This window comes from Marinitoga aeolica (assembly GCF_029910535.1).
GTDB classification, from domain to species: domain Bacteria; phylum Thermotogota; class Thermotogae; order Petrotogales; family Petrotogaceae; genus Marinitoga; species Marinitoga aeolica.
Map to the genome: position 1 here is coordinate 1,618,357 of NZ_CP069362.1, position 19,177 is coordinate 1,637,533.

The 19,177-nt window shown below is 26.7% G+C and carries 19 protein-coding genes and 1 pseudogene; 16 read left to right on the forward strand and 4 right to left on the reverse strand.

Annotated elements, in window-relative coordinates:
* Positions 1-75 precede the first annotated feature (75 nt).
* Positions 76-858, forward strand: a complete 783-nt coding sequence (locus JRV97_RS07545; protein WP_280997698.1) for an alpha/beta hydrolase — start codon at positions 76-78, stop codon at positions 856-858.
* A gap of 2 nt (positions 859-860) precedes the next feature.
* Here the strand turns inward: JRV97_RS07545 and JRV97_RS07550 are convergent, their stop codons facing one another.
* Both JRV97_RS07550 and JRV97_RS07555 read right to left on the reverse strand, forming a co-directional pair.
* Positions 861-1,727 carry a hypothetical protein gene (locus JRV97_RS07550; protein ID WP_280997700.1) on the reverse strand — a complete coding sequence of 289 codons (867 nt, stop codon included), beginning with the start codon at positions 1,725-1,727 and terminating at the stop codon, positions 861-863.
* 14 nt (positions 1,728-1,741) lie between these two features.
* Complete coding sequence (locus JRV97_RS07555; protein WP_280997701.1) at positions 1,742-3,154, reverse strand: Rne/Rng family ribonuclease; 1,413 nt, start codon at positions 3,152-3,154, stop codon at positions 1,742-1,744.
* A gap of 120 nt (positions 3,155-3,274) precedes the next feature.
* On the opposite strand from JRV97_RS07555, the gene JRV97_RS07560 reads away from it, so the two are divergent.
* From JRV97_RS07560 to csrA, 14 genes and pseudogenes are all read left to right on the forward strand, one after another.
* Complete coding sequence (locus JRV97_RS07560; protein ID WP_280997703.1) at positions 3,275-4,144, forward strand: hypothetical protein; 870 nt, start codon at positions 3,275-3,277, stop codon at positions 4,142-4,144.
* A 131-nt stretch (positions 4,145-4,275) separates the two neighbouring features.
* Positions 4,276-4,935 (forward strand): fructose-6-phosphate aldolase, encoded by a 660-nt coding sequence (gene fsa, locus JRV97_RS07565; RefSeq protein WP_280997705.1) that lies wholly within the window; start codon positions 4,276-4,278, stop codon positions 4,933-4,935.
* A gap of 1 nt (position 4,936) precedes the next feature.
* Complete coding sequence (locus JRV97_RS07570; protein WP_280997707.1) at positions 4,937-5,851, forward strand: methyltransferase domain-containing protein; 915 nt, start codon at positions 4,937-4,939, stop codon at positions 5,849-5,851.
* A 13-nt stretch (positions 5,852-5,864) separates the two neighbouring features.
* Entirely contained in the window at positions 5,865-6,455 is a 591-nt protein-coding gene (locus JRV97_RS07575) for a hypothetical protein (RefSeq protein WP_280997709.1), read from the forward strand.
* The gene (locus JRV97_RS07580; RefSeq protein WP_280997711.1) at positions 6,452-7,249 is read left to right on the forward strand and encodes a hypothetical protein; all 798 of its coding nucleotides are present in this window, start codon (positions 6,452-6,454) and stop codon (positions 7,247-7,249) included. The genes JRV97_RS07575 and JRV97_RS07580 overlap by 4 nt, the downstream gene beginning before the upstream one ends.
* Before the next feature lie 34 nt (positions 7,250-7,283).
* Positions 7,284-8,258 carry a phenylalanine--tRNA ligase subunit alpha gene (gene pheS / locus JRV97_RS07585; RefSeq protein ID WP_407081579.1) on the forward strand — a complete coding sequence of 325 codons (975 nt, stop codon included), beginning with the start codon at positions 7,284-7,286 and terminating at the stop codon, positions 8,256-8,258.
* Between the two features lie 13 nt (positions 8,259-8,271).
* A complete protein-coding gene (gene pheT, locus JRV97_RS07590; RefSeq protein ID WP_280997715.1) occupies positions 8,272-10,632 on the forward strand; it encodes a phenylalanine--tRNA ligase subunit beta in 2,361 nt (786 codons plus the stop codon).
* Between the two features lie 75 nt (positions 10,633-10,707).
* Entirely contained in the window at positions 10,708-10,998 is a 291-nt protein-coding gene (flgM, locus tag JRV97_RS07595) for a flagellar biosynthesis anti-sigma factor FlgM (protein WP_280997718.1), read from the forward strand.
* 1 nt (position 10,999) lies between these two features.
* A complete protein-coding gene (flgN, locus tag JRV97_RS07600; protein WP_280997720.1) occupies positions 11,000-11,482 on the forward strand; it encodes a flagellar export chaperone FlgN in 483 nt (160 codons plus the stop codon).
* A 9-nt stretch (positions 11,483-11,491) separates the two neighbouring features.
* A complete protein-coding gene (gene flgK / locus JRV97_RS07605) occupies positions 11,492-14,416 on the forward strand; it encodes a flagellar hook-associated protein FlgK (RefSeq protein WP_280997722.1) in 2,925 nt (974 codons plus the stop codon).
* 5 nt (positions 14,417-14,421) lie between these two features.
* Positions 14,422-15,318, forward strand: a complete 897-nt coding sequence (flgL, locus tag JRV97_RS07610; protein WP_280997724.1) for a flagellar hook-associated protein FlgL — start codon at positions 14,422-14,424, stop codon at positions 15,316-15,318.
* Positions 15,319-15,332: 14 nt separating this feature from the next.
* Positions 15,333-15,743 (forward strand): annotated as a pseudogene (gene fliW / locus JRV97_RS11640) (flagellar assembly protein FliW); the annotation flags it as partial.
* Positions 15,744-15,797: 54 nt separating this feature from the next.
* Entirely contained in the window at positions 15,798-16,313 is a 516-nt protein-coding gene (gene fliW, locus JRV97_RS11645) for a flagellar assembly protein FliW (protein ID WP_407081580.1), read from the forward strand.
* A gap of 1 nt (position 16,314) precedes the next feature.
* Positions 16,315-16,548 carry a carbon storage regulator CsrA gene (gene csrA, locus JRV97_RS07620; RefSeq protein ID WP_280997726.1) on the forward strand — a complete coding sequence of 78 codons (234 nt, stop codon included), beginning with the start codon at positions 16,315-16,317 and terminating at the stop codon, positions 16,546-16,548.
* 15 nt (positions 16,549-16,563) lie between these two features.
* On the opposite strand, the gene tsaB is transcribed toward csrA, so the two are convergent.
* Positions 16,564-17,241, reverse strand: a complete 678-nt coding sequence (gene tsaB, locus JRV97_RS07625; protein ID WP_280997727.1) for a tRNA (adenosine(37)-N6)-threonylcarbamoyltransferase complex dimerization subunit type 1 TsaB — start codon at positions 17,239-17,241, stop codon at positions 16,564-16,566.
* Positions 17,242-17,269: 28 nt separating this feature from the next.
* Here tsaB and JRV97_RS07630 point away from each other — a divergent pair, with 28 nt between their 5' ends.
* Complete coding sequence (locus JRV97_RS07630; RefSeq protein WP_280997730.1) at positions 17,270-17,809, forward strand: metal-dependent hydrolase; 540 nt, start codon at positions 17,270-17,272, stop codon at positions 17,807-17,809.
* Here the strand turns inward: JRV97_RS07630 and JRV97_RS07635 are convergent.
* The gene (locus JRV97_RS07635; RefSeq protein ID WP_280997731.1) at positions 17,794-19,176 is read right to left on the reverse strand and encodes a tetratricopeptide repeat protein; all 1,383 of its coding nucleotides are present in this window, start codon (positions 19,174-19,176) and stop codon (positions 17,794-17,796) included. The two genes, JRV97_RS07630 and JRV97_RS07635, sit on opposite strands and share 16 nt — an antisense overlap.
* Position 19,177: the final 1 nt, after the last annotated feature.

Below are 19,177 nucleotides of genomic sequence, written 5' to 3' on the forward strand. Positions count from 1 at the left end.
TATTTCGTCGCTTTTTTTTGAAACTTTAATAAAAAAATGATAAAATTAAAAAAATAAAAATTAAAGGAGGATATTATGTTTTTAGACAATATTCCGGAAGAGATTAAAATAGGTTATGAGAAATCATTTCCTTTATTTTTAAAAGGTGGAGAAATTGCGGTTTTGCTTATTCATGGATATACAGGAACACCTCATGATATGTATTATTTAGGAAAGAGATTAAATAAAGAAGGCTTTACAGTGTTTATTCCCCGATTACCTGGTCATGGGACAAATTCAACTGATTTTTTAAACAGTCACTGGAGGGATTGGGTAAGGAGAGTTTTAGATTCTTATATTGAGTTAAAATCAAAATATAATAAAGTTTATGTTTCTGGATTGTCGATGGGTGGAGTTTTAACTTTGTTGTTAGCAGCACAATTTAATCCGGAAAAAATAGCTTTGGCAGCTCCTGCTCTCGAAGCTACAGATTGGAGATTAAAGTTAACTCCTATAATAAAAATATTTACTAAAAGAATAAAGAAAAATAAGAAGTTTGAATATGAGGAAGATGGATTAAATAAATTGGCAAGAGAATATTGGGATTATGATTGGCCATCAAAAGCAGCAGATTTATATAAGTTGCAACGTTTGGCTAAAAAAAGGCTGAGTAAAATAAAAAGTGACACATTAATAATAGTTTCTAAAAAAGATAAAACAGTTCCTTTAAAGGTTGCGGATGAAATAAAAAATAATATTTCATCAAAAATAATTAAAACAATAGTTCTTGAAAAAAGTCCACATGTTGTAGTTAATGACATAGAAAAAGAAAAAGTAGCAAATGAAATAATCAAATTTTTTAAAGGAAATGAGAAATAATCTCATTTCCTTTTGTAATATTCTTCAAATAGTAAATTTTTAGGTATCATTTTTCCTTTATTTTCTAATGTATACGAATAAGCAATATTTCCTAAAAGTAATGAATCTCTAATATTTTTACCATCAAATAAAGAGTTAATTATTACACTTTTAAATGCACATTTTGCTTCAAATAAATGCTCTTTTTTATTTGAAAGAGGTTCTATTTCCCAGGAATCCTGCGAAAATTCAAAATTAATATTTCCATTATTTAAAAAAGTCACTTTATATATATACTTAATATTTTCATTTAGTATAATATTTTCATTGGTGAAGATAAAATCTCCAAATATCTCTTTTTTTTCAGGTATATATATACTTTCTTCAAAGTCTAAGAATAAAAACTTTCCCATTAATTTTATATTTCTCGCCAATGAGGTATTCCAATTTTGCAAAATCAAATAAACACTTTTTACTTGATTATATATTTCAGATAAATTGTTTATAGTAAAATTATAATCTAATTTTTCGATGTTTCTATAATCTTTATAAACTTTATAACCATTTTCTTCGAATAATTTCAATACACGTTTTGAACCATATGGCTGTCTGGCGAAAAACAACATGATTTCATGTTTTTCAAAATATTTAGTAATAAAATCTAAAAATTCATCGTTACCCAAATAATCAAATATTACAGGAGATAAACCTAATTTTCTTAAATGAAGGGATAATTTTGTTCCTATTCCATTTATCTCTAAAGATATTTGTGGAATAGATAATATAGATTTTATTAATACTTCTATTCCTCCAATAATTAGTATATCTTGTTTTTTTTCTATTTCAAACATGGGGAGCATTTTCTCTTTTATCTGGAATTGTATCCTCATAATATACTCATCCCCTATTTTCTATATCTAATATTATAGGAATTTGGATCAGGCCAATTAAAATCTATTTCTAATTTTATATCGAATTTTTTTTCTAATTCTTTCTTTTTTTCTTTTGTAAAATATCCAGATAAGTTATGGTAAACACTGGTATAAACCTCTTTTATATTATGTTTTTCTTTTAAATCGATTAGAGATTCCTCTAATTCTTTTAAAGCTCTTCTAAAAACAATTCTCGGAGAAGCTATTTTACCAGTTCCCTGACAAATTGGACATTGTGTAAATAATAATGCATCAATTGAAGGAGTGGTTCTTTTTCTTGATAATTCAAGTAATCCTAATTTAGTAAATCCAGAAATTGAAATTTTTGCTTTGTCTTTTAAAGTTTCTTCACGAAAAATATTTATAATTTCCTCTTTATGATAATTATCTTTCATATCTATAAAGTCAATAAGTATTATACCTGCAATATTTCTAAGCCTTAATTGCCTTGCAATTTCTTTTGCAGCTTCTAGATTTGTTTTAAAAGATGTGGTTTCGACATCTTTTTCAAGAACGTTACTTGCAGAATCGACATCAAAAACAGTAAGAGCTTCAGTTTTATCTATAGTAATCATTCCGCCACTTGGAAGTTCAATTTTTCTAGCAAAAAGATCATCTAATTGCTCATATACTTTTGCCCAACTAAAAGCATCAATATCAACTTTCCTAACTTTTAAACGTTGATATTGAGATTTTAAATTATTGAAATTTTTAAACAATTCAATATCATCAGTTATTATTTCGTTAGTATTATTATCTAATTTTTCTCGTAAAATATATTGGACAAAATTTTCTTCTTCAAATAATAATGTTGGTTTATTGTGTGATTTTGCTTTTTTTAAAATGTTATTCCAAATTAATTTTAAATTATCAAATTCGTTTTTTATACTTTCAAAATCAACATTTTCGCTGTTTGTTCTGAAAATTAAACCTTCCCTTTCAGTTTCAATTAGGATTTCACCAATTTCTCTTAAACGATCTTTTTCTGATAAAGAGAAAATTTTCTTTGAAATTCCTATACTGTTTTCGCCGTAGGGCATATAAACTATATATCTTCCAGGAATATCTATTCGCATTGTTAATTGAGGCCCTTTTCTGGTATTTCCATCTTTTTTTACCTGAACAATAATGAAAGAACCTCTACGTAAAGAATTAGGATCTACCGTAGTATCTTTAAACCGTAGAAAACCATTTTTTTTAGTCCCAATATTAACAAAAAAAGATTCCAATGCAGGGACAACGTTTTCTATTCTACCAAGAAATATTTTTCCTGATAACTTTCCAGCTTCTAAATCTTCGAAAAAAATCTCCATTAATTTATCATTTTCAAGTAAGGCAACACGAATTTCTTCAGAATGTTTGCTAAAAACAAGGGATTTTTTCATATTATCACCTACATATCTTTTTTTCAATTTATTATATCACAATCTTTTTCAAAATATAAAATTAAATATCTTTAAAATTTGGGCGATAAATAATTTAGAATTTCTCAAGGAGGGGATAAAATGAAAAAAGGATTTTTTATTTTATTATTATTACTACCATATTTGATTTTTGCTGAGACATATTATGTTATAGGAAATACAGTGTATAAAGGTTCTAAAAATTCTGAAAATGAAAAAAATTATAATGTGGAAATTATATATCCTGAAAAAAATTTAAATGATTATTCAGATAAAAAAGTAATTGTTATAAAAGATAATACAAACGAAGTACTAAACGAAATTTATTCTCAAAGTGGAAATATAAATTCTTTACAAATGGATAATATAAAATTGGTAGGAAATGTACTTGAAAAGAAAAAAATGAAATTATTTGAAAAATCACATATTTTTTCATATTTTTTACCAAAGGATTATAATTATTGGAAAGTTGGGGGGAGAAGAGAGGATAAAAATTATATGGATTTAAGTACTCTTGATAATACGATATGGTTTAGAATTCATAAAGAAGGGTATTCTGAAAATAATTTGTATAAGGATTTTGAGCTTCCATATGGTGAAAATTCATTTGTTGATTTTTACGTTGAAATTGCAGGATTAGTAAGTAAAAGCAAAGTTTTACCAGAAAATGCATATAGTTTAGCAGGTATTATTTTTTCATTTTTAGATGAAAATAAGAAAAGTATTGATAAATTTTCATTCGTTTGGAGTTCATCAGAATATCCTTTTAAAGAATATGTGTGGATAAATCCTATGCCATTAACGAAATCCAAAGAATTTTCTATAGCTTTTAACGTAAGAGATATTATAGACAATAAAAATGTGAAATATTTAAGAGTTACTTTTTGGACTTATGGTAATGAACATTATAAAACATTAACTTCTGATTTATGGATTAGGAATATTAAACTAAGTTTATCGAAAGCAAAATAAATAAGATAAATGAGAAATTAAATAAAATAATTTCGCTGAGACTGAAAAGTCTCAGTTTTATGATATAATTGTATTATAGAAAATTGTTTAATGTCTTTAATTATATAAGCAAAATCAGGAGGCGATATTTTATGAAGATTTTCTTAGATACAGCAAATTTAGAAGAAATAAAAATGGCTAAAAATTGGGGAATTATTGATGGTGTAACAACTAATCCAACATTGGTTTCAAAAGAAGGAAATATTGATTTTGAAACGAGAGTAAAAGAAATTTGTGAGGTCGTAAAAGGTCCAGTAAGTGCAGAAGTAGTTTCCATGGATTATGAAAATATGGTTAAAGAAGCAAGGCATTTAGCATCATTAAGCGAATATGTAGTAGTGAAAATTCCTATGACACAGGATGGAATAAAAGCTGTAAAAACATTGTCTTCTGAAGGAATAAAAACAAATGTTACTCTTGTTTTTAGTCCATTGCAGGCATTATTAGCAGCAAAAGCTGGTGCAACTTATGTAAGTCCATTTATTGGAAGAATAGATGATATAGGTAATCAAGGATTAGAATTAATAGAAGAAATTTTACAGATATATTATAATTATGATTTTGACACACAAATTATAGCTGCAAGTGTAAGGCATCCATATCATGTTGTTGAAGTAGCTAAAATGGGATGTGATGTAGCAACAATTCCATTTGGAGTTTTACAAAAACTTTTCTTTCATCCTTTAACGGATAAAGGAATCGAGAGATTCAATGAAGATTGGAAAAAATATTTAAATTCTATAAAAAAATAAAATGTTAAGAAAATATCTTGCTGAAATTATTTCAAGGAGAGTAGAAGGATTAAATAACAGAATAATAAAAGCTTTTGAAAAAGTCCCACGTGAAAAATTTGTTTTTAGTGGGATTTCACTTGATTCAATATATTCTGATCAAGCTATTCCGACTTTTTATGGAAAGGATTTTCTTTCTACTTCAAGTCAACCATCTTTAATGGCTTTATTTTATAAAGAAACTATCTTAAAAGAAGGAGATAGAGTTTTAGAAATAGGAACAGGAACAGGATACAATGCTGCAATTATGGCAGAGATAGTGGGGAAAAGTGGGATTATTGTCACAACAGAGCCAGAAGCAGAGATTTTTCAAAAAGCTAAAGAAAATTTAAGTGAATATGATAATATTAAGGTATTGAATAAAGATGGTTATTATGGTTATGATGAGGAAAAATTTGATATAATATTTTCAACAATAGCAGTTGATGCAATACCAGTAACATGGATCAATCAATTGAAAGAAAATGGAAAGATTATATCTCCAATAGTTTTAGGCGATGATTTGACTGATTACACATTTTTAATTGAAAAAAGTAGAAAAGAAATAACAGCAAGATTCTTGATACATACTTCTTTTTTGAGGGCATTAGGGAAATTATCATTTAAAAATAAAATAAAATTAGAAAAGCATAATTTTAATATAGAGATGAAGTTAAACATACCAGAAAAGTTATTCGAATTTTGTGTAACTTATTTTAATCCACAAAATGGAAATATTTCAATAAATTCTGAATATGGATTATACAGAAAAGGTTTGTTAAAATTTAAAGGTGAAAATTTGTTAAATGTTATTGAGAAATTAAAAAATGTAAATTTGTTTTCTACACGATTTAAAGGTAAAATTATTTATGATTTTTTGAATTTTATTCCATACTAATGGGGATGGTTATATGTCTGATATTATGTTTAAAATAACACATTCAAAAATTATGTTTCCAGATGTTGAGATGACTACAGGAGAAAAAGTGGGAATATATGCAAATAATCCGGATGAACTATTTCATAATTTATTAAAAATAATAATCAAGCCAAAGAAATATACAGAAGAATATGTTTTAGAAGGTATGGAAGCAGAGAATTTGTCTTATTTTAGTAGAAGGATTTTTCATGTTGTATCTGCAGATTTATGGAATGAAAAAAATATATATAAATTAATAAAAAACAAACCTGAAAATAGAAAAATAATGATTCTATTAATAAAAGAAAATGAAATCGATTTGAAAAATATAGTAGATATTTCGATATATATAGAGAAGAATTTATCTCAGGAAAATATTTTAGTAATAACAAATTCAAAAGATTTTCTTGAAGCAGTATGTGATAGAGTAATTGATATAAATGGAAATGCGATAGAGTTAGAAGAAGGAACATTTATTAAACGTTTAGATAATATGGAAGAAATTGAGAATATAAATGAGATTGAGGAGAAATATGTTCCACTAATATTAAAAAAGAGAGAATTAAACGTGAGGGGAATATGAAAGTAAAAAAGATAAGTATATATATATTATTAGTTATATTTTTTTCTATCTTTTTGTCGTTATCTCAAATAATATTCGATTATATATTTCAAAAGGAGCCATATTTATACTATGGTTCTTTTCCTATTGAAAGTAACAATTTAAAGTTTTCAAAAGAGTTTCCACAACAGGCTAAGGCTGTTCTATCATTAGAAGGGAATATATTAAAGGTATATTTACCCAAAAATAGCAAGTATTTTGATTTAATTTTAAAAGATTTAAAAGTATTTTTATATGACACATCTATTAAATTAAACAAAATAGTAAAACCATATTTCATTGAAAAAGAAAATTTAAAAACTCCAGAAGTATATAATTATTATATAAAAATAATAGGATTGGTATTTTATTTCACAATTTTTATTAGTGGACGAGTATTTACTATATTTGATAAAAATAATTTGATTTTATTTATGTTGCATTATTACAAAGAATTTTTTAAAAGATTTATTTTTCTTTTGTTTAATGTTTTTTCGTTTATTGCAATTGCGCTTTTGGTTTTGCATAATATTGATGAATTATATGTATTTTTTATTTATGCATTATTATCTATGTTAATAGCTTCGGTTTTTGAAAATATTTATTTAAATATATTAATTTCTTTAATTTTTTCAATAATTCCTTTATTTTTGAATGATATTATAATTTCCTTGTTTGTTTTAATAGTAGGATTTATTATTTGTATTATATATAATTATATATCGATTTTTTATAATAAAATAATTAATGTTAAGGAGGAAAAGAAAGTTGAATGAAATAAAAGATAAAATCTTAAAAGAATTAAAAGAGATGGTTAATGAAGCAAAAAATATTCAGGAATTTCAGATTTTAAAATCAAAATTTCTTGGAAAAAAAGGTGAAATATCAAATTTAATGAAACAAATATCTAAAATTGAAAAAGAAAAAAGAAAAGAATTTGGTGCATTTGTAAATGGGATTAAGAAAGAAGCAGAAGCAATATTAGATGAAGCCTTTCTAAATTTAAAGAAAAAAATAAAAGAAGAAGAAGAGAAGAAAAATTGGGTTGATATTACTTTACCAGGTGCAAGAAGAAAAATAGGATATGAACATATATTAAAACAAACAATAAGAGAAGTATATGATATATTCTCAAATATGGGATATAAAATTGTTGAAGGACCTGAAATAGAGACAACATGGCATAATTTTGATGCTTTAAATACTCCCGAATGGCATCCTGCAAGGGATATGCAGGATACATTTTATATAGAAGATAATATTATATTAAGAACGCATACATCTCCTGTTCAGGTAAGAACAATGCTGTCCCAGAAACCACCTTTAGCAATAATTTCTCCAGGTAGAGTATATAGAAAAGATGAACCAGATGCAACGCATTCACCAGCGTTTAACCAATTTGAGGGTTTATATATAGATAAAAATGTAACTGTAGGTCATTTAAAGGCTACACTTGAAAGGTTTTTAACGATGTATTTTGGAGGTTCTAGAAAAGTTTTATTGAGACCTAGTTATTTCCCTTTTGTTGAACCCGGGTATGAAGTTGATGTTGATTGTATGTTCTGTGGAGGTAAAGGATGTAATGTATGTAAAGGTACTGGATGGATAGAAATTTTAGGTGCAGGGTTAGTTCATCCAAATGTATTAAAGAATGTAGGATATGATCCAGAAGAATGGCAGGGGTTTGCTTTTGGTACAGGTATCGAAAGGATAGCTATGTTAAAACATGGAATTGCTGATATGAGAGAATTCTATAGAAATGATATGAGATTCTTAGGATTATAAAGGAGGAATAGTAGTGAATATATCAAAAAATTGGCTTTCTGAATATATAGATTTAAAAGTTGATACAGATGAATTGGTTAATAAAATAAAATTACATTCTACAAATGTTGAAGGCGTAGAGAAATTAGGTGAAAACATAAAGGGAGTAATAGTTGGAAAAGTTTTAGAAATTACGAATCATCCAAATGCAGATAAAATAATTATTTGTAAAGTTGATGCTGGAGATAAAGTACTACAAATTTTAACTGCGGATAGGACGGTTAAAGTTAATGATCTTGTTCCTGTTGCGATAGATGGTGCAGTTTTAGCAGGAAATTTTAAAATAAAGTCAAGAAAGATGAGAGGTATAATGTCTGAAGGGATGATGTGTTCATTAGAAGAATTAGGGTTGGAAGAAAAATCAGAATATGTATATAGAATACCCGAAGATATTAAACCAGGGACAGATTTTATTGAATATTTGAAATTAAAAGATGACATTATTGATATAGAAATATTTCCAAATAGGCCAGATTTACTCTCTTATTTAGGTGTAGCAAGAGAATTTGTAGCTATTGAAGCTGCAGAAAATTTAGGATATCCAGAGATTATTAAGGTGGAAAAAGGTAAAGGATTTCCTGTATATATTGAATACGAAGGATGTAAACGATATTCAGCATTAGTAATAGAAGATGTTGAAGTAAAACCATCACCATCATGGTTAGTAAAAAAGTTGGCTACAGCAGGTATAAGAAGCATAAATAATATTGTTGATATAACAAATTATGTGTTATTGGAGACAGGACATCCCGTTCATGCTTTTGATATGGATTTAATTGGAGATAAGATTGTTGTTAGAAAAGCTGAAAAAGGAGAAAAAGTTGTATTATTAGATGAAAAAGAGTATGAAATGAATGGTACAGAAACATTGATTACTGATGGAGAAAAAATATTAGCTCTTGGTGGCATAATGGGAGGTCAGGATTCTGGAATAAATGAAAAAACTAAAAGAGTGCTATTAGAAGTTGCTTATTTCGATCCTGTAAATATAAGAAAAAGTGCTCGATACCATAAAATATCATCAGATTCTTCATATAGATTTGAAAGAGGCGTAGATCCTAATGATACAGAGTTTGTAATGGGAAGATTAGCATATTTAATTGAGAAATTAGCAAATGGTAAAGTATCTTCTGTTATGACTGATGTTTATCCTGAATATATTAAACCGAAAAATATTTTTGTTAGAAATAGGTATATAAGCGAGAGATTGGGAATAATTATTGAAGATAATAAAATAGAAGAAATTCTAAATAGATTGGGTTTTGAAAATAAAAAGGTAGAAAATGGATTCGAAGTTACAATTCCAACACAAAGGCCAGATATAGTTGAAGAAATTGATCTTGTTGAAGAAATTGGAAGAATATATGGATATCATAATATACCATCGGTTTTACCTATGAATAATTTAGTAGGAGAAATTTCAGATTATATAAAATTTAGGGAAAAAGTTTCAGAGGTTATGAGATTAAATGGTTATAATGAGGCATTTACATTTGCTTTTATGGATAACTCAAGAATGTGGTTGAAAAAAGGTGAAGTATTTTTATCAAATCCAATATCTTCAGAGCTTGAAACAATGAGACCATTATTAGTTTATGGGATTTTAGAATCAGCTTCATATAATTTCAGAAATCAAAGTAGGAATATAAAGTTATTTGAAATTGGAAAGAGTTTTTTAAAAGACAATTCATCAGAAACAAAAGTGAAAGAAATCGAGAAATTGGCTTTTGTTGGTGTTGGTGAAGAAAATCCATATGATTATACAGATAAAAGAAATATAAATTTTTATACATTTAAAGGTGTGTTAGATAATTTATTAAATTATTTTGGGATTGAAGCAGAGTTAAAAAGAGATGAAATAGAAGGTTTATCCTATGCTCAAAGTGCTAAAATTTTTATAAATAATGAAGAAGTTGGTTTTATTGGAAAAGTAGATAATGATGTAGCAAAAGAAATTTATGATATTAATCAACCGGTATACATTGCTGAACTCGATATAGAAAAGATGTATAAATTTAAAAATGATAAGAAGAAAAAAATGTTATCTATGGATTTTCCATCAATGAGAAGGGATTATTCCATGTTAATAGATGACAAAATTACATTTTTAGATATAAAGAATGTAATACTAAAAGCGGGCAAAAAACTTGTAGAAGAAATTAAAATATTTGATGTATATAAAGGTAAAAACATTGAAGAAGGTAAAACAAGCATTACAATAACAGTTACATATAGAGCTAAAGATAGAACATTAACAGACGATGAAATAAATAGAGTATCTGAAAAAACAATTGATATGTTGAGAAATGAATTAGGAATAGAAGTAAGAAAGTAAAAAAGAAAAAATATTAATATCTGGCAAAAAATAGTCGATATGTATTATGATAGGAATTTTATGGAGGTGCTTGATATGGATATAAATAAATTGAATAGGGTATATCAACAATATGTAAAAAATGAAACGTTAAAAAAAGAAAATAAAATAGGGAAAACCTCCAGTGAAGATAGAATAATTAAACAGGATAATTCTCCTGTAAAAGTTTCTGTTGACGGTTCTTCAAAAAAATATATAGAAATGGCCAGGAATGAAATCCCTGAAATAAGGGAAAACCTCGTGGAAGAGTTGCGCCAGGCCATTGAGCAAGGGTTATATAAAATAGATGCGGATAAAATAGCTGAAAAAATGCTTGGAGGTTTCTAATATGCCAGATATTAATATAAAATCAATAATCCACGAGGAGTTAAATATCCTCGTGGATCTTTTTTATTTTATGGAAAAATTAAGAAAAGGAATTTTAAATAGTGATGATGTAAAATCATTAAATTTTGTTGTATCAAAAATAAGTGAAAATGCTTTGAAATTATCCCGTATTGAAAAACAAAGAATTGAACTTTTTGAAAAAATTGCGATTGAGAGCAAAATAAAAAATACATTAAAAGATTTTATAAAGTATTTCTCATCTGTAGATAATGAGTTTGTTGATATGTTAAGAGAATTAGAAAAAAAATTAGTAGAAGTATCTTCTCTAAATAATATTTTAAAGGATTTATTAAAGGCAAAATTAGAATACAACGATATATTAATAAAGTTATTTATTGAACCAAAAAATAACGTGCCAGTTTATAATAAAAATGGATTATATAATAAACCAATTGAACAGGGTAAAACAAATTGGCGGGGTTGAGGTGGTAAAATGTCATTATTTAATACGTTACATACGGGTGTTTCTGGTATTTTTACAAATAAAATGGCAATGAATGCAGTATCCCAAAATATTGCAAATGCAAATAACACTGATTATTCAAGAAGACAGATAAATATGACAACGAATAACACCATAAATTATGGTGGTTTTGAATTGGGAACTGGATCTAAAATTGAATCAATAGAAAGGGTTAGAGATAAATTTTTGGATATACAATATAGAAAATATAATAGTAATTATGGTTATTGGAAAACAATGAATTCTAATTTAAACTATATCCAATCACTTTATGGCGAACCATCAGAAGATGGTTTTAGAAGGTCATTTGATGATTTTTGGGGATCAATACATAAAATTTTATCTGAACCTACAGTTCCTGAAAATAAGAGAGAGCTTGTTTATAAAGCACAGGAACTTTCGAATAAAATGAATAGTTTATATTCAGATATTGAAAGTGTTCAGGAAAACTTAAACAACGATGTAGAAAAAAATGTAAAAGATATAAATTCTAAATTAAGTGAATTAGCAGAATTAAACAAACAGATAAAAGAATTAAAAGCACAAAATATAGATGCTAATGATTTATTGGATAAAAGAGATAAAATTTTAGATGAATTATCTGAAAAAATGGATTTTACAACTAATGAGAAAAAAGATGGGCAAATAAGCATAATATTAAAAAATCATGAAATCTTAAATGGAGAAATATATAAAAAATTAAGTGTAAAAGAGGTAAATAATAAAAATTATGTATTTGTAGATAATGGAATGTTGGATATAAAAAAAGGTTCTTTAGGAGCAACTATAGAATTAAGAGATAATATAATAAAGGATCATTTGAATAGATTAAATGAACTGGCAGCTACATTTTACGATACATTAAATTTAATTCATGAAGAAGGATATGATGTAACAGGAACAATAAGAGGGATGAATTTTTTTAATGAACTAGAATCGGGTAATTTAGAAACAGATAAATTGAGAAGGATTTCTGGAAATATTTTATTGAGCGGGGAACCGAAAAATTATGTTGATAGTTATATAAAATTTAATCAAAATACAATAAGCGATATAAAAGTTAATTTTGACATAAATTCTGGTGAATTAATCAATATTGAAGATGGTTTTGAAGATAATAGTAATTATACCGCAACAATAAACTCTGGTGAAACACTTGATAATTTAAATGTAGGAAATAAATTTAGAGGTAACTTTAATTATAAATATAGTACCCAAAATGGTGGATTACTGACGTTTGATAACGAAGGTGGAGCTTCGCTTGATAATCGATTAATTATAGACTTTAACAGGAATATTTTCAAACAATTAGGAATGCCAACGAAAGATATTAATGCATTAAAATGGACAGATGTTCCTCCAACAACAATGCAGGGAATAATGACATTTAAAGGTCCTGGAAACTATTCGGAAACTCTAAATTTACAGGGAGTTACTACATTAAACGAAATTGCGCAGAGAATTAATACCGATGCAGATGGTGATGGGAATAATGATGGAGGATTAAAATTAGTAAGAGCTTTTGTAAGGGATAATGAATTATATATAGTTCCAACTGATAAATCTTATTTAGATATGAAAAATGTAATAATAGACGACCCAAATGGTATGCTTCATGAAATGAATTCTAATACAGTAAGTTTATCTGTACTTGACCCTTCACAAAATTCTTTAAAAAATTCATTTGGGTTATATGCTTATAAAACTAAGAGTTTTGATTTATCCTCTTATTCTGCAACGGATAATGTAAATATAACAATAAATTATAAAGATAGTACTCCACAATACACCGCAACAATAGCAAAGTCAGGTTTAAATGGAAGCACAATAGGAACTAATAATGAATTTCAAATTGTACAAAATGGAGAAGAGTTTGAGGTTTTGCCAGGTGCTGATGGAAATACATTTAGTTGGGATAACGTTGATAATATTGAAATAAAAGTTGGAACCGACACAATAAAATTGGAGAATTTTTATTATGATGAATCATCTGCTTCGACCAAACTTGTTAATCAAGGATGGGCTATTGATACACAGAGTGCAAAATTGAAACTAAAATCTGATCAGGATTTAAAATGGAGAATGGATTTTCTTGATTTTGGATCATTTATTTCAATTCAAGGTAAGAAAGTTCAAATAGATTTTCACAGAGATACTTTAGAAAGTTTAGCGGAAAAGATTAATCAAACAAATACAGGTGTTTTATCATATTTCACCCCTGGTGGAAGGTTTGTACTGAAGGCGGATAAAACGCTTAATTATGATTTAAAAAATGCTGAAATTAAAGGCCCTGAGAGATTATTTGAAATGCTTGGATTATGGAAACATGAGGATTCTACACAAGCATATTCTGAAAACTTTACACTATTAAACCCGGATTATGACGCAGCAACATTAGAAAATAAATTAAAATACACCTCAAAATTTATATTATCAGATAATGTAAAAGTTGCAAAAAATTTAAGAGTAAAAGATTTTCTTTTAAACAATCCAGATATGCTTGCTATGGATATAGGAAAAAAAGTTGATACTGATAATGATGGAGATGTGGATACAATTCTTCCAACTGGAGAACATTCATCTTCATTGTGGGAAGAAGGGTATTTATTAAAAAGTGCTAAAATTTTTTCAGATGGAAGACATGATTTTGAAGATTATATTTCAGATATGATTACTGATGTTGGTTTATCAGGAGAAAAAGCAAAAAGAATGGAAATCAATACAGATAGTTTAAGAACAGAGTATCTTAACCAGCGAGAAAGTGTAAAAGGAGTTTCATTAGATGAAGAAATGGCAAATATGATAAAATATCAACAAGCATTTAATGCAGCAGCAAAAGTAATCAATGTAGTGGATGGAATGCTTGATAGGATAATTAATGGATTGATGAGGTGATTAATATGAGAGTTACTCAAAGCATGATAGCAAATAATGCTATAAATAATATTAGGAATTCAATGTTGAGGAGAGAAGAATTGAGTGAAGAGATATCAACAGGTAAAAGGATTACTAAACCTTCAGATGATCCTGTTAATGCAGGAAAATCCAGTTATTTAATGAGTAGAAATAGATTATTGAATGGATATATAGAAGATATAAAAAACACAAGATCAGTGCTTGTTTATTATGATACAGCATTACAGGAAATGCAAAATGTTAACCACAGAATAAAGGAATTAACAGTTCAAGCGGCTAATGATACGCAAACAGTTGAAGATAGACATCATATTGCTCTTGAACTTAAGCAATTAAAAGAACATTTGTATAAATTAGCCAATACGCAAATTGGTGGTAAATATATTTTTGGTGGTGCAAAAACCAATGTCCCACCAGTTAGAAAAGAAAATGAAACAGTTATAATTAATACCCCTCAGGAAGCAAATATAAGGGCTAAACTTCCTATAGAACATATAGACATTGAATATGGAGTAACAGTATATGATGTATTTAAAACAGATTCTGGAGAAACAGTTTTTGGAATATTAGATAGACTTATTAATTCTGCTGAAAGTGGGAATGATAATGATATTGAAAGGGATTTAGGTTCTTTAGATAGTATTTTAAACAAAGTTAATGCAAATCTGGCAAGAGTGGGAAGTGTTGATAATATGCTTGAATCAATGGAAAAAAGGTTTGAAAAAGTTGTAGACAATAATACAAATATTATCAACGATTTAGTGGGGGCAGATTTGCCAAAAGCATTGAGTGATTTGTCTCTTGAACAAACAACATTACAAGCGGCATTAAAAACAACTGCTCAGATATTACCACAATCCCTTGTGGATTTTATTAGATAGGGAGGAGATTGAAAGTGGCACTGAAAAGCTATAAAACAAGAGTAGGAGAAATAGAAGTAGATGATAATGAGATCATTATTTTTGAAGAAGGGATTCCTGGATTTGAACATTTAAGAAAATTTGTTATTCTCACGCTTGAAGAAACATATCCAATAATGTGGTTATTATCATTAGAAGATGAACTTGTTTCATTACCTATTATAGAGCCAAAGTTAATAAAAGTAGATTATCAATTTAAATTTCCAGAAAAAATTGCGAATACTCTTGGTATAGAAAATGTAGATGATGCGGCTGTATTTGCGATAATGACAATACCACATGAAAATCCTGAAGATGCAACTGTGAACTTAAAAGCGCCTTTAATAGTTTCCAAAAAAACCAATAAAGGAATTCAATATATATTAGATGACGAAAATTTATCAATAAAGCATAATATAAGAGATGAAATAATAGTTAGCCAACATATATTGGAAAAACAAATTAAAGAGGTTTCAAAATTATCTCAAAATAAGAAAAAATATGAAACTAAATTTGGAGAAATAGAAATTGCGGATAGTGAAATAATAACATTTGAAAACGGAATTCCTGGATTTGAATATTTAAAGAAATTCTATATTTATTTTTCTAAAGAAACATTTCCAATTCAATGGCTATTATCTTTAGAAAATCCCGAAATTAGTTTTCCTGTAATTGATCCATTGCTTGTAAGAGTGGATTATGCATTTGAACTTTCAAAAGATATAGTTGAATATCTTTCAATTGAAAAGCCAGAGGATGTAAAGATATTTACAATAATGACAATACCACACGGTGATCCTGATAATATTACAGTAAATTTAAAAGCTCCTCTTGTAATTTCAAAAGTGAATAATAAAGGGATTCAAATAATTTTGGAAAACGAAAAATATCATTTAAAGCATAATGTAAAAGAAGAAATTAAAAGAAGTGATGAAATATTAAAAAAGCAAGCACCTGAAAAAGAAAGGGGTGCATGATATGTTAGTACTTTCAAGAAAAAATGATGAAGGTATAACAATAATGATTGAAGATAAAATATTAAAAATAAAGGTTTTATCCATAGAAGGTAATGCAGTAAAAATTGGATTTGAAGGTCCAAAAGATTTTAAAATATATAGAGAAGAAGTTTATGAAAGTATAATGAAGGAAAATATTTCAGCAACTAAAGTAGAAGATATTTCACATGTGAAAAAGTTATTTGAAAAAAAATAGCCCTCAGGGCTATTTTTAATTATATACGTCTTTATCTATTTTTATATTGTTTTTTTTCTCAAAGTTTTCAACTGCTAAGGGTTTTTGAAGATATAAAATCTTAAGATCTTTTGCCGGTATAGCTTTATCTTTATTTTTTTCAATATATTCGATAAACGATTTTACCGAATAATCAACAGGTAATATTTTATTTTTTAAATCCAACTTTTCTTTAAAATAAAGGCTTTCTTCACCAAGTAAATATGAATCTTGAATAACATCTTTTAAATTGTTAATAGAAATTAAATTAGGTGAAAATATAGTTTTTTCATTTTCAAAAATATGTACATAAGCAGCATCAACACGAGCACGTTTTAATATAGCTATTTTTTCCTTTTTAAAAGGGCCATTATAACTATCAAATAGTATCTCAGTAGAAATGACAGGAACAACTGTTTTAGTTTTGTTAAAAAGCATTCCCTGCAAAGAAGCAATGGAAATTCTAATTCCTGTAAAAGACCCAGGCCCTATGGTACAACCGAATAGATCAATATCCTCTATATTTATATTATTATTTTTTAAAAGTTTATTTATTAAAGAAACAATATAACTTCCTGAATTTTTTTCGAAGTTGTTTTCATAATAAATAGAATTATCTTTTTTTAAAGCTATTAAAAGTCCTTTATTAGAAGCATCTATACCCAAAATATTCAAAATATCACCACCTGAAAGGAGAATGTATATGCCCAATTTTAAAACACATATAATAACGGGAATATTATTTTATCCTACATATTTTTTATTATATTCATTTATTATGGATATGATAAATATAAAATTTTATCCAGATGAATCACTTATATTACTTTCATTTTTTTTCTTTGTTTTGGGATCTGATTTACCAGATGTAGATCATAATTTTTCTTTAATAAATAAGTTTTTTCGAATACTATTAGTTGGTCTTGGTATATATTCTATATTTAAATTAAAAATGTATTATGATTTTCTTTCGTTTTTACCACTGAAAGCTTATATTTTAAAAACATTATATATAATAATAGGTATTGTGGTAGGCGGAATTATAGGATTTTTATTTAATTATATAACAAAACATAGAGGGAGATGGCATAGCCCTTTAACAGGTTTTTTACTCGGCATAATCACGTACTATTTAAAATCAAATAATTACTATTTATTTGATAGTGAAGCTTTATTTTTAGCTTTATCTTTGACAATAGGATTTTATGTTCATTTATTTCTTGATTTTCATTTTAAATCCTGAGATTGTCTTTTTTTATGTGCCGTTTTATATGCCATCATAGCTTGTTCAACTTCATTTAATTCTTCTAAAATACGTGCCATTAAGATATATGTCTTATAATCATCTGGATCTTTAACCAAAATCTTTTCTGTTAGTTTTAATGCAGGTTTATACAGTTTTAAATTCATATAAAATTCTACACTTTTACGAGTAGGAACAAAATAAGGAATAAAGAATATAATTAATATTGAAAAAATCAGTAACCCTATAATATAAAATATCAAATTATTATTTTTTGAATTTTTTTGTGTTGTAGCAATATTATTTGATGTTGTACTTTTTGATGAACTGCTTTGATTATTTTTGGAATTTGATTTTAAAGATGATTCGAAAATGGTATTTTTCAGTTTTAATAATTCTTCTTTTAATGGTTCAGGTGATTTGTCTATTAAAGTTGTAAGTTTGGCTGGTACACTTTTAAATATGATTTTATTAGAACTTTCAATTCTAATATTAATAGTTTTTATTATACCTGCAAGTAGAGTATATAAAGTACCTTTTTCTATACCTAAATTTAATGTTTGGTCAGTAATATTCAAGATATTTAATGTAAAGCTTTCTAATTTTTCTGGTTCGATTATATATATATTTGAAGAAAGTTCTCCGATTTCTGTTTTAAGATCAAAATATTTTTTTAATAAAGAATAAGTTTGTAATTCCTCTGTATTAATAATTCCTAGACGTTTTAAAAAATCTAAAAGTTTATATGCCCCAAGATAGTTGTTTTCATCTAAAAAATAAGTGGAATTGTTTAAAATGGTATTAATTTCATTAATTTTTGATTTTGGTACAAACTTAGTAACAAAATTTTCCATATCTTTATCCAGGAACACAGGTGATTTAATAGATTTGTCTACAAATATTTGCAAAAATCCTTGATATGAAAAAGGGGATACATATTTCTCCAGACCATTTAGTTTATAAAGGTATTTATATGAGTTTAATTCAATAATTCCAGTTTCAAGTGTTCTTTTTACAACTAAAGGAATTTGAGGAAAAATTTTAAGAATTAATTGAGTTTCGTTCTCACTTAAAGTGCTATTATATAATCCAAGAGAATTACAAAATTTATTAAAATTTTCCTGAATTAATGGTTCAAAAAAGGGTGCATTTTTATAATTTTCATAAAAATACTTTTTTGCAGATAGAATTTCACCTAAAATACCAATAGAAGGATTATTAGGGTTTTCAGCAATAAACTTTACAAACTCACCCCATGATTGGTTTAATGTATTTGGCATTTTTGAAAGGTTTCTAATATCATCTATAGTCATTGAAAATGACAGAATAGTGATTATTAAACTAATGAAAACAAAAAATCTTTTCATC

Coding starts and splice junctions, on each gene's coding strand:
- JRV97_RS07545 (WP_280997698.1), top strand. CDS start 76: ATGTTTTTAGACAATATTCCGGAAGAGATTAAAATAGGTTATGAGAAA.
- JRV97_RS07550 (WP_280997700.1), bottom strand. CDS start 1,727: ATGAGGATACAATTCCAGATAAAAGAGAAAATGCTCCCCATGTTTGAA.
- JRV97_RS07555 (WP_280997701.1), bottom strand. CDS start 3,154: ATGAAAAAATCCCTTGTTTTTAGCAAACATTCTGAAGAAATTCGTGTT.
- JRV97_RS07560 (WP_280997703.1), top strand. CDS start 3,275: ATGAAAAAAGGATTTTTTATTTTATTATTATTACTACCATATTTGATT.
- fsa (WP_280997705.1), top strand. CDS start 4,276: ATGAAGATTTTCTTAGATACAGCAAATTTAGAAGAAATAAAAATGGCT.
- JRV97_RS07570 (WP_280997707.1), top strand. CDS start 4,937: ATGTTAAGAAAATATCTTGCTGAAATTATTTCAAGGAGAGTAGAAGGA.
- JRV97_RS07575 (WP_280997709.1), top strand. CDS start 5,865: ATGTCTGATATTATGTTTAAAATAACACATTCAAAAATTATGTTTCCA.
- JRV97_RS07580 (WP_280997711.1), top strand. CDS start 6,452: ATGAAAGTAAAAAAGATAAGTATATATATATTATTAGTTATATTTTTT.
- pheS (WP_407081579.1), top strand. CDS start 7,284: ATGGTTAATGAAGCAAAAAATATTCAGGAATTTCAGATTTTAAAATCA.
- flgM (WP_280997718.1), top strand. CDS start 10,708: ATGGATATAAATAAATTGAATAGGGTATATCAACAATATGTAAAAAAT.
- flgN (WP_280997720.1), top strand. CDS start 11,000: ATGCCAGATATTAATATAAAATCAATAATCCACGAGGAGTTAAATATC.
- flgK (WP_280997722.1), top strand. CDS start 11,492: ATGTCATTATTTAATACGTTACATACGGGTGTTTCTGGTATTTTTACA.
- flgL (WP_280997724.1), top strand. CDS start 14,422: ATGAGAGTTACTCAAAGCATGATAGCAAATAATGCTATAAATAATATT.
- csrA (WP_280997726.1), top strand. CDS start 16,315: ATGTTAGTACTTTCAAGAAAAAATGATGAAGGTATAACAATAATGATT.
- JRV97_RS07630 (WP_280997730.1), top strand. CDS start 17,270: ATGCCCAATTTTAAAACACATATAATAACGGGAATATTATTTTATCCT.
- JRV97_RS07635 (WP_280997731.1), bottom strand. CDS start 19,176: ATGAAAAGATTTTTTGTTTTCATTAGTTTAATAATCACTATTCTGTCA.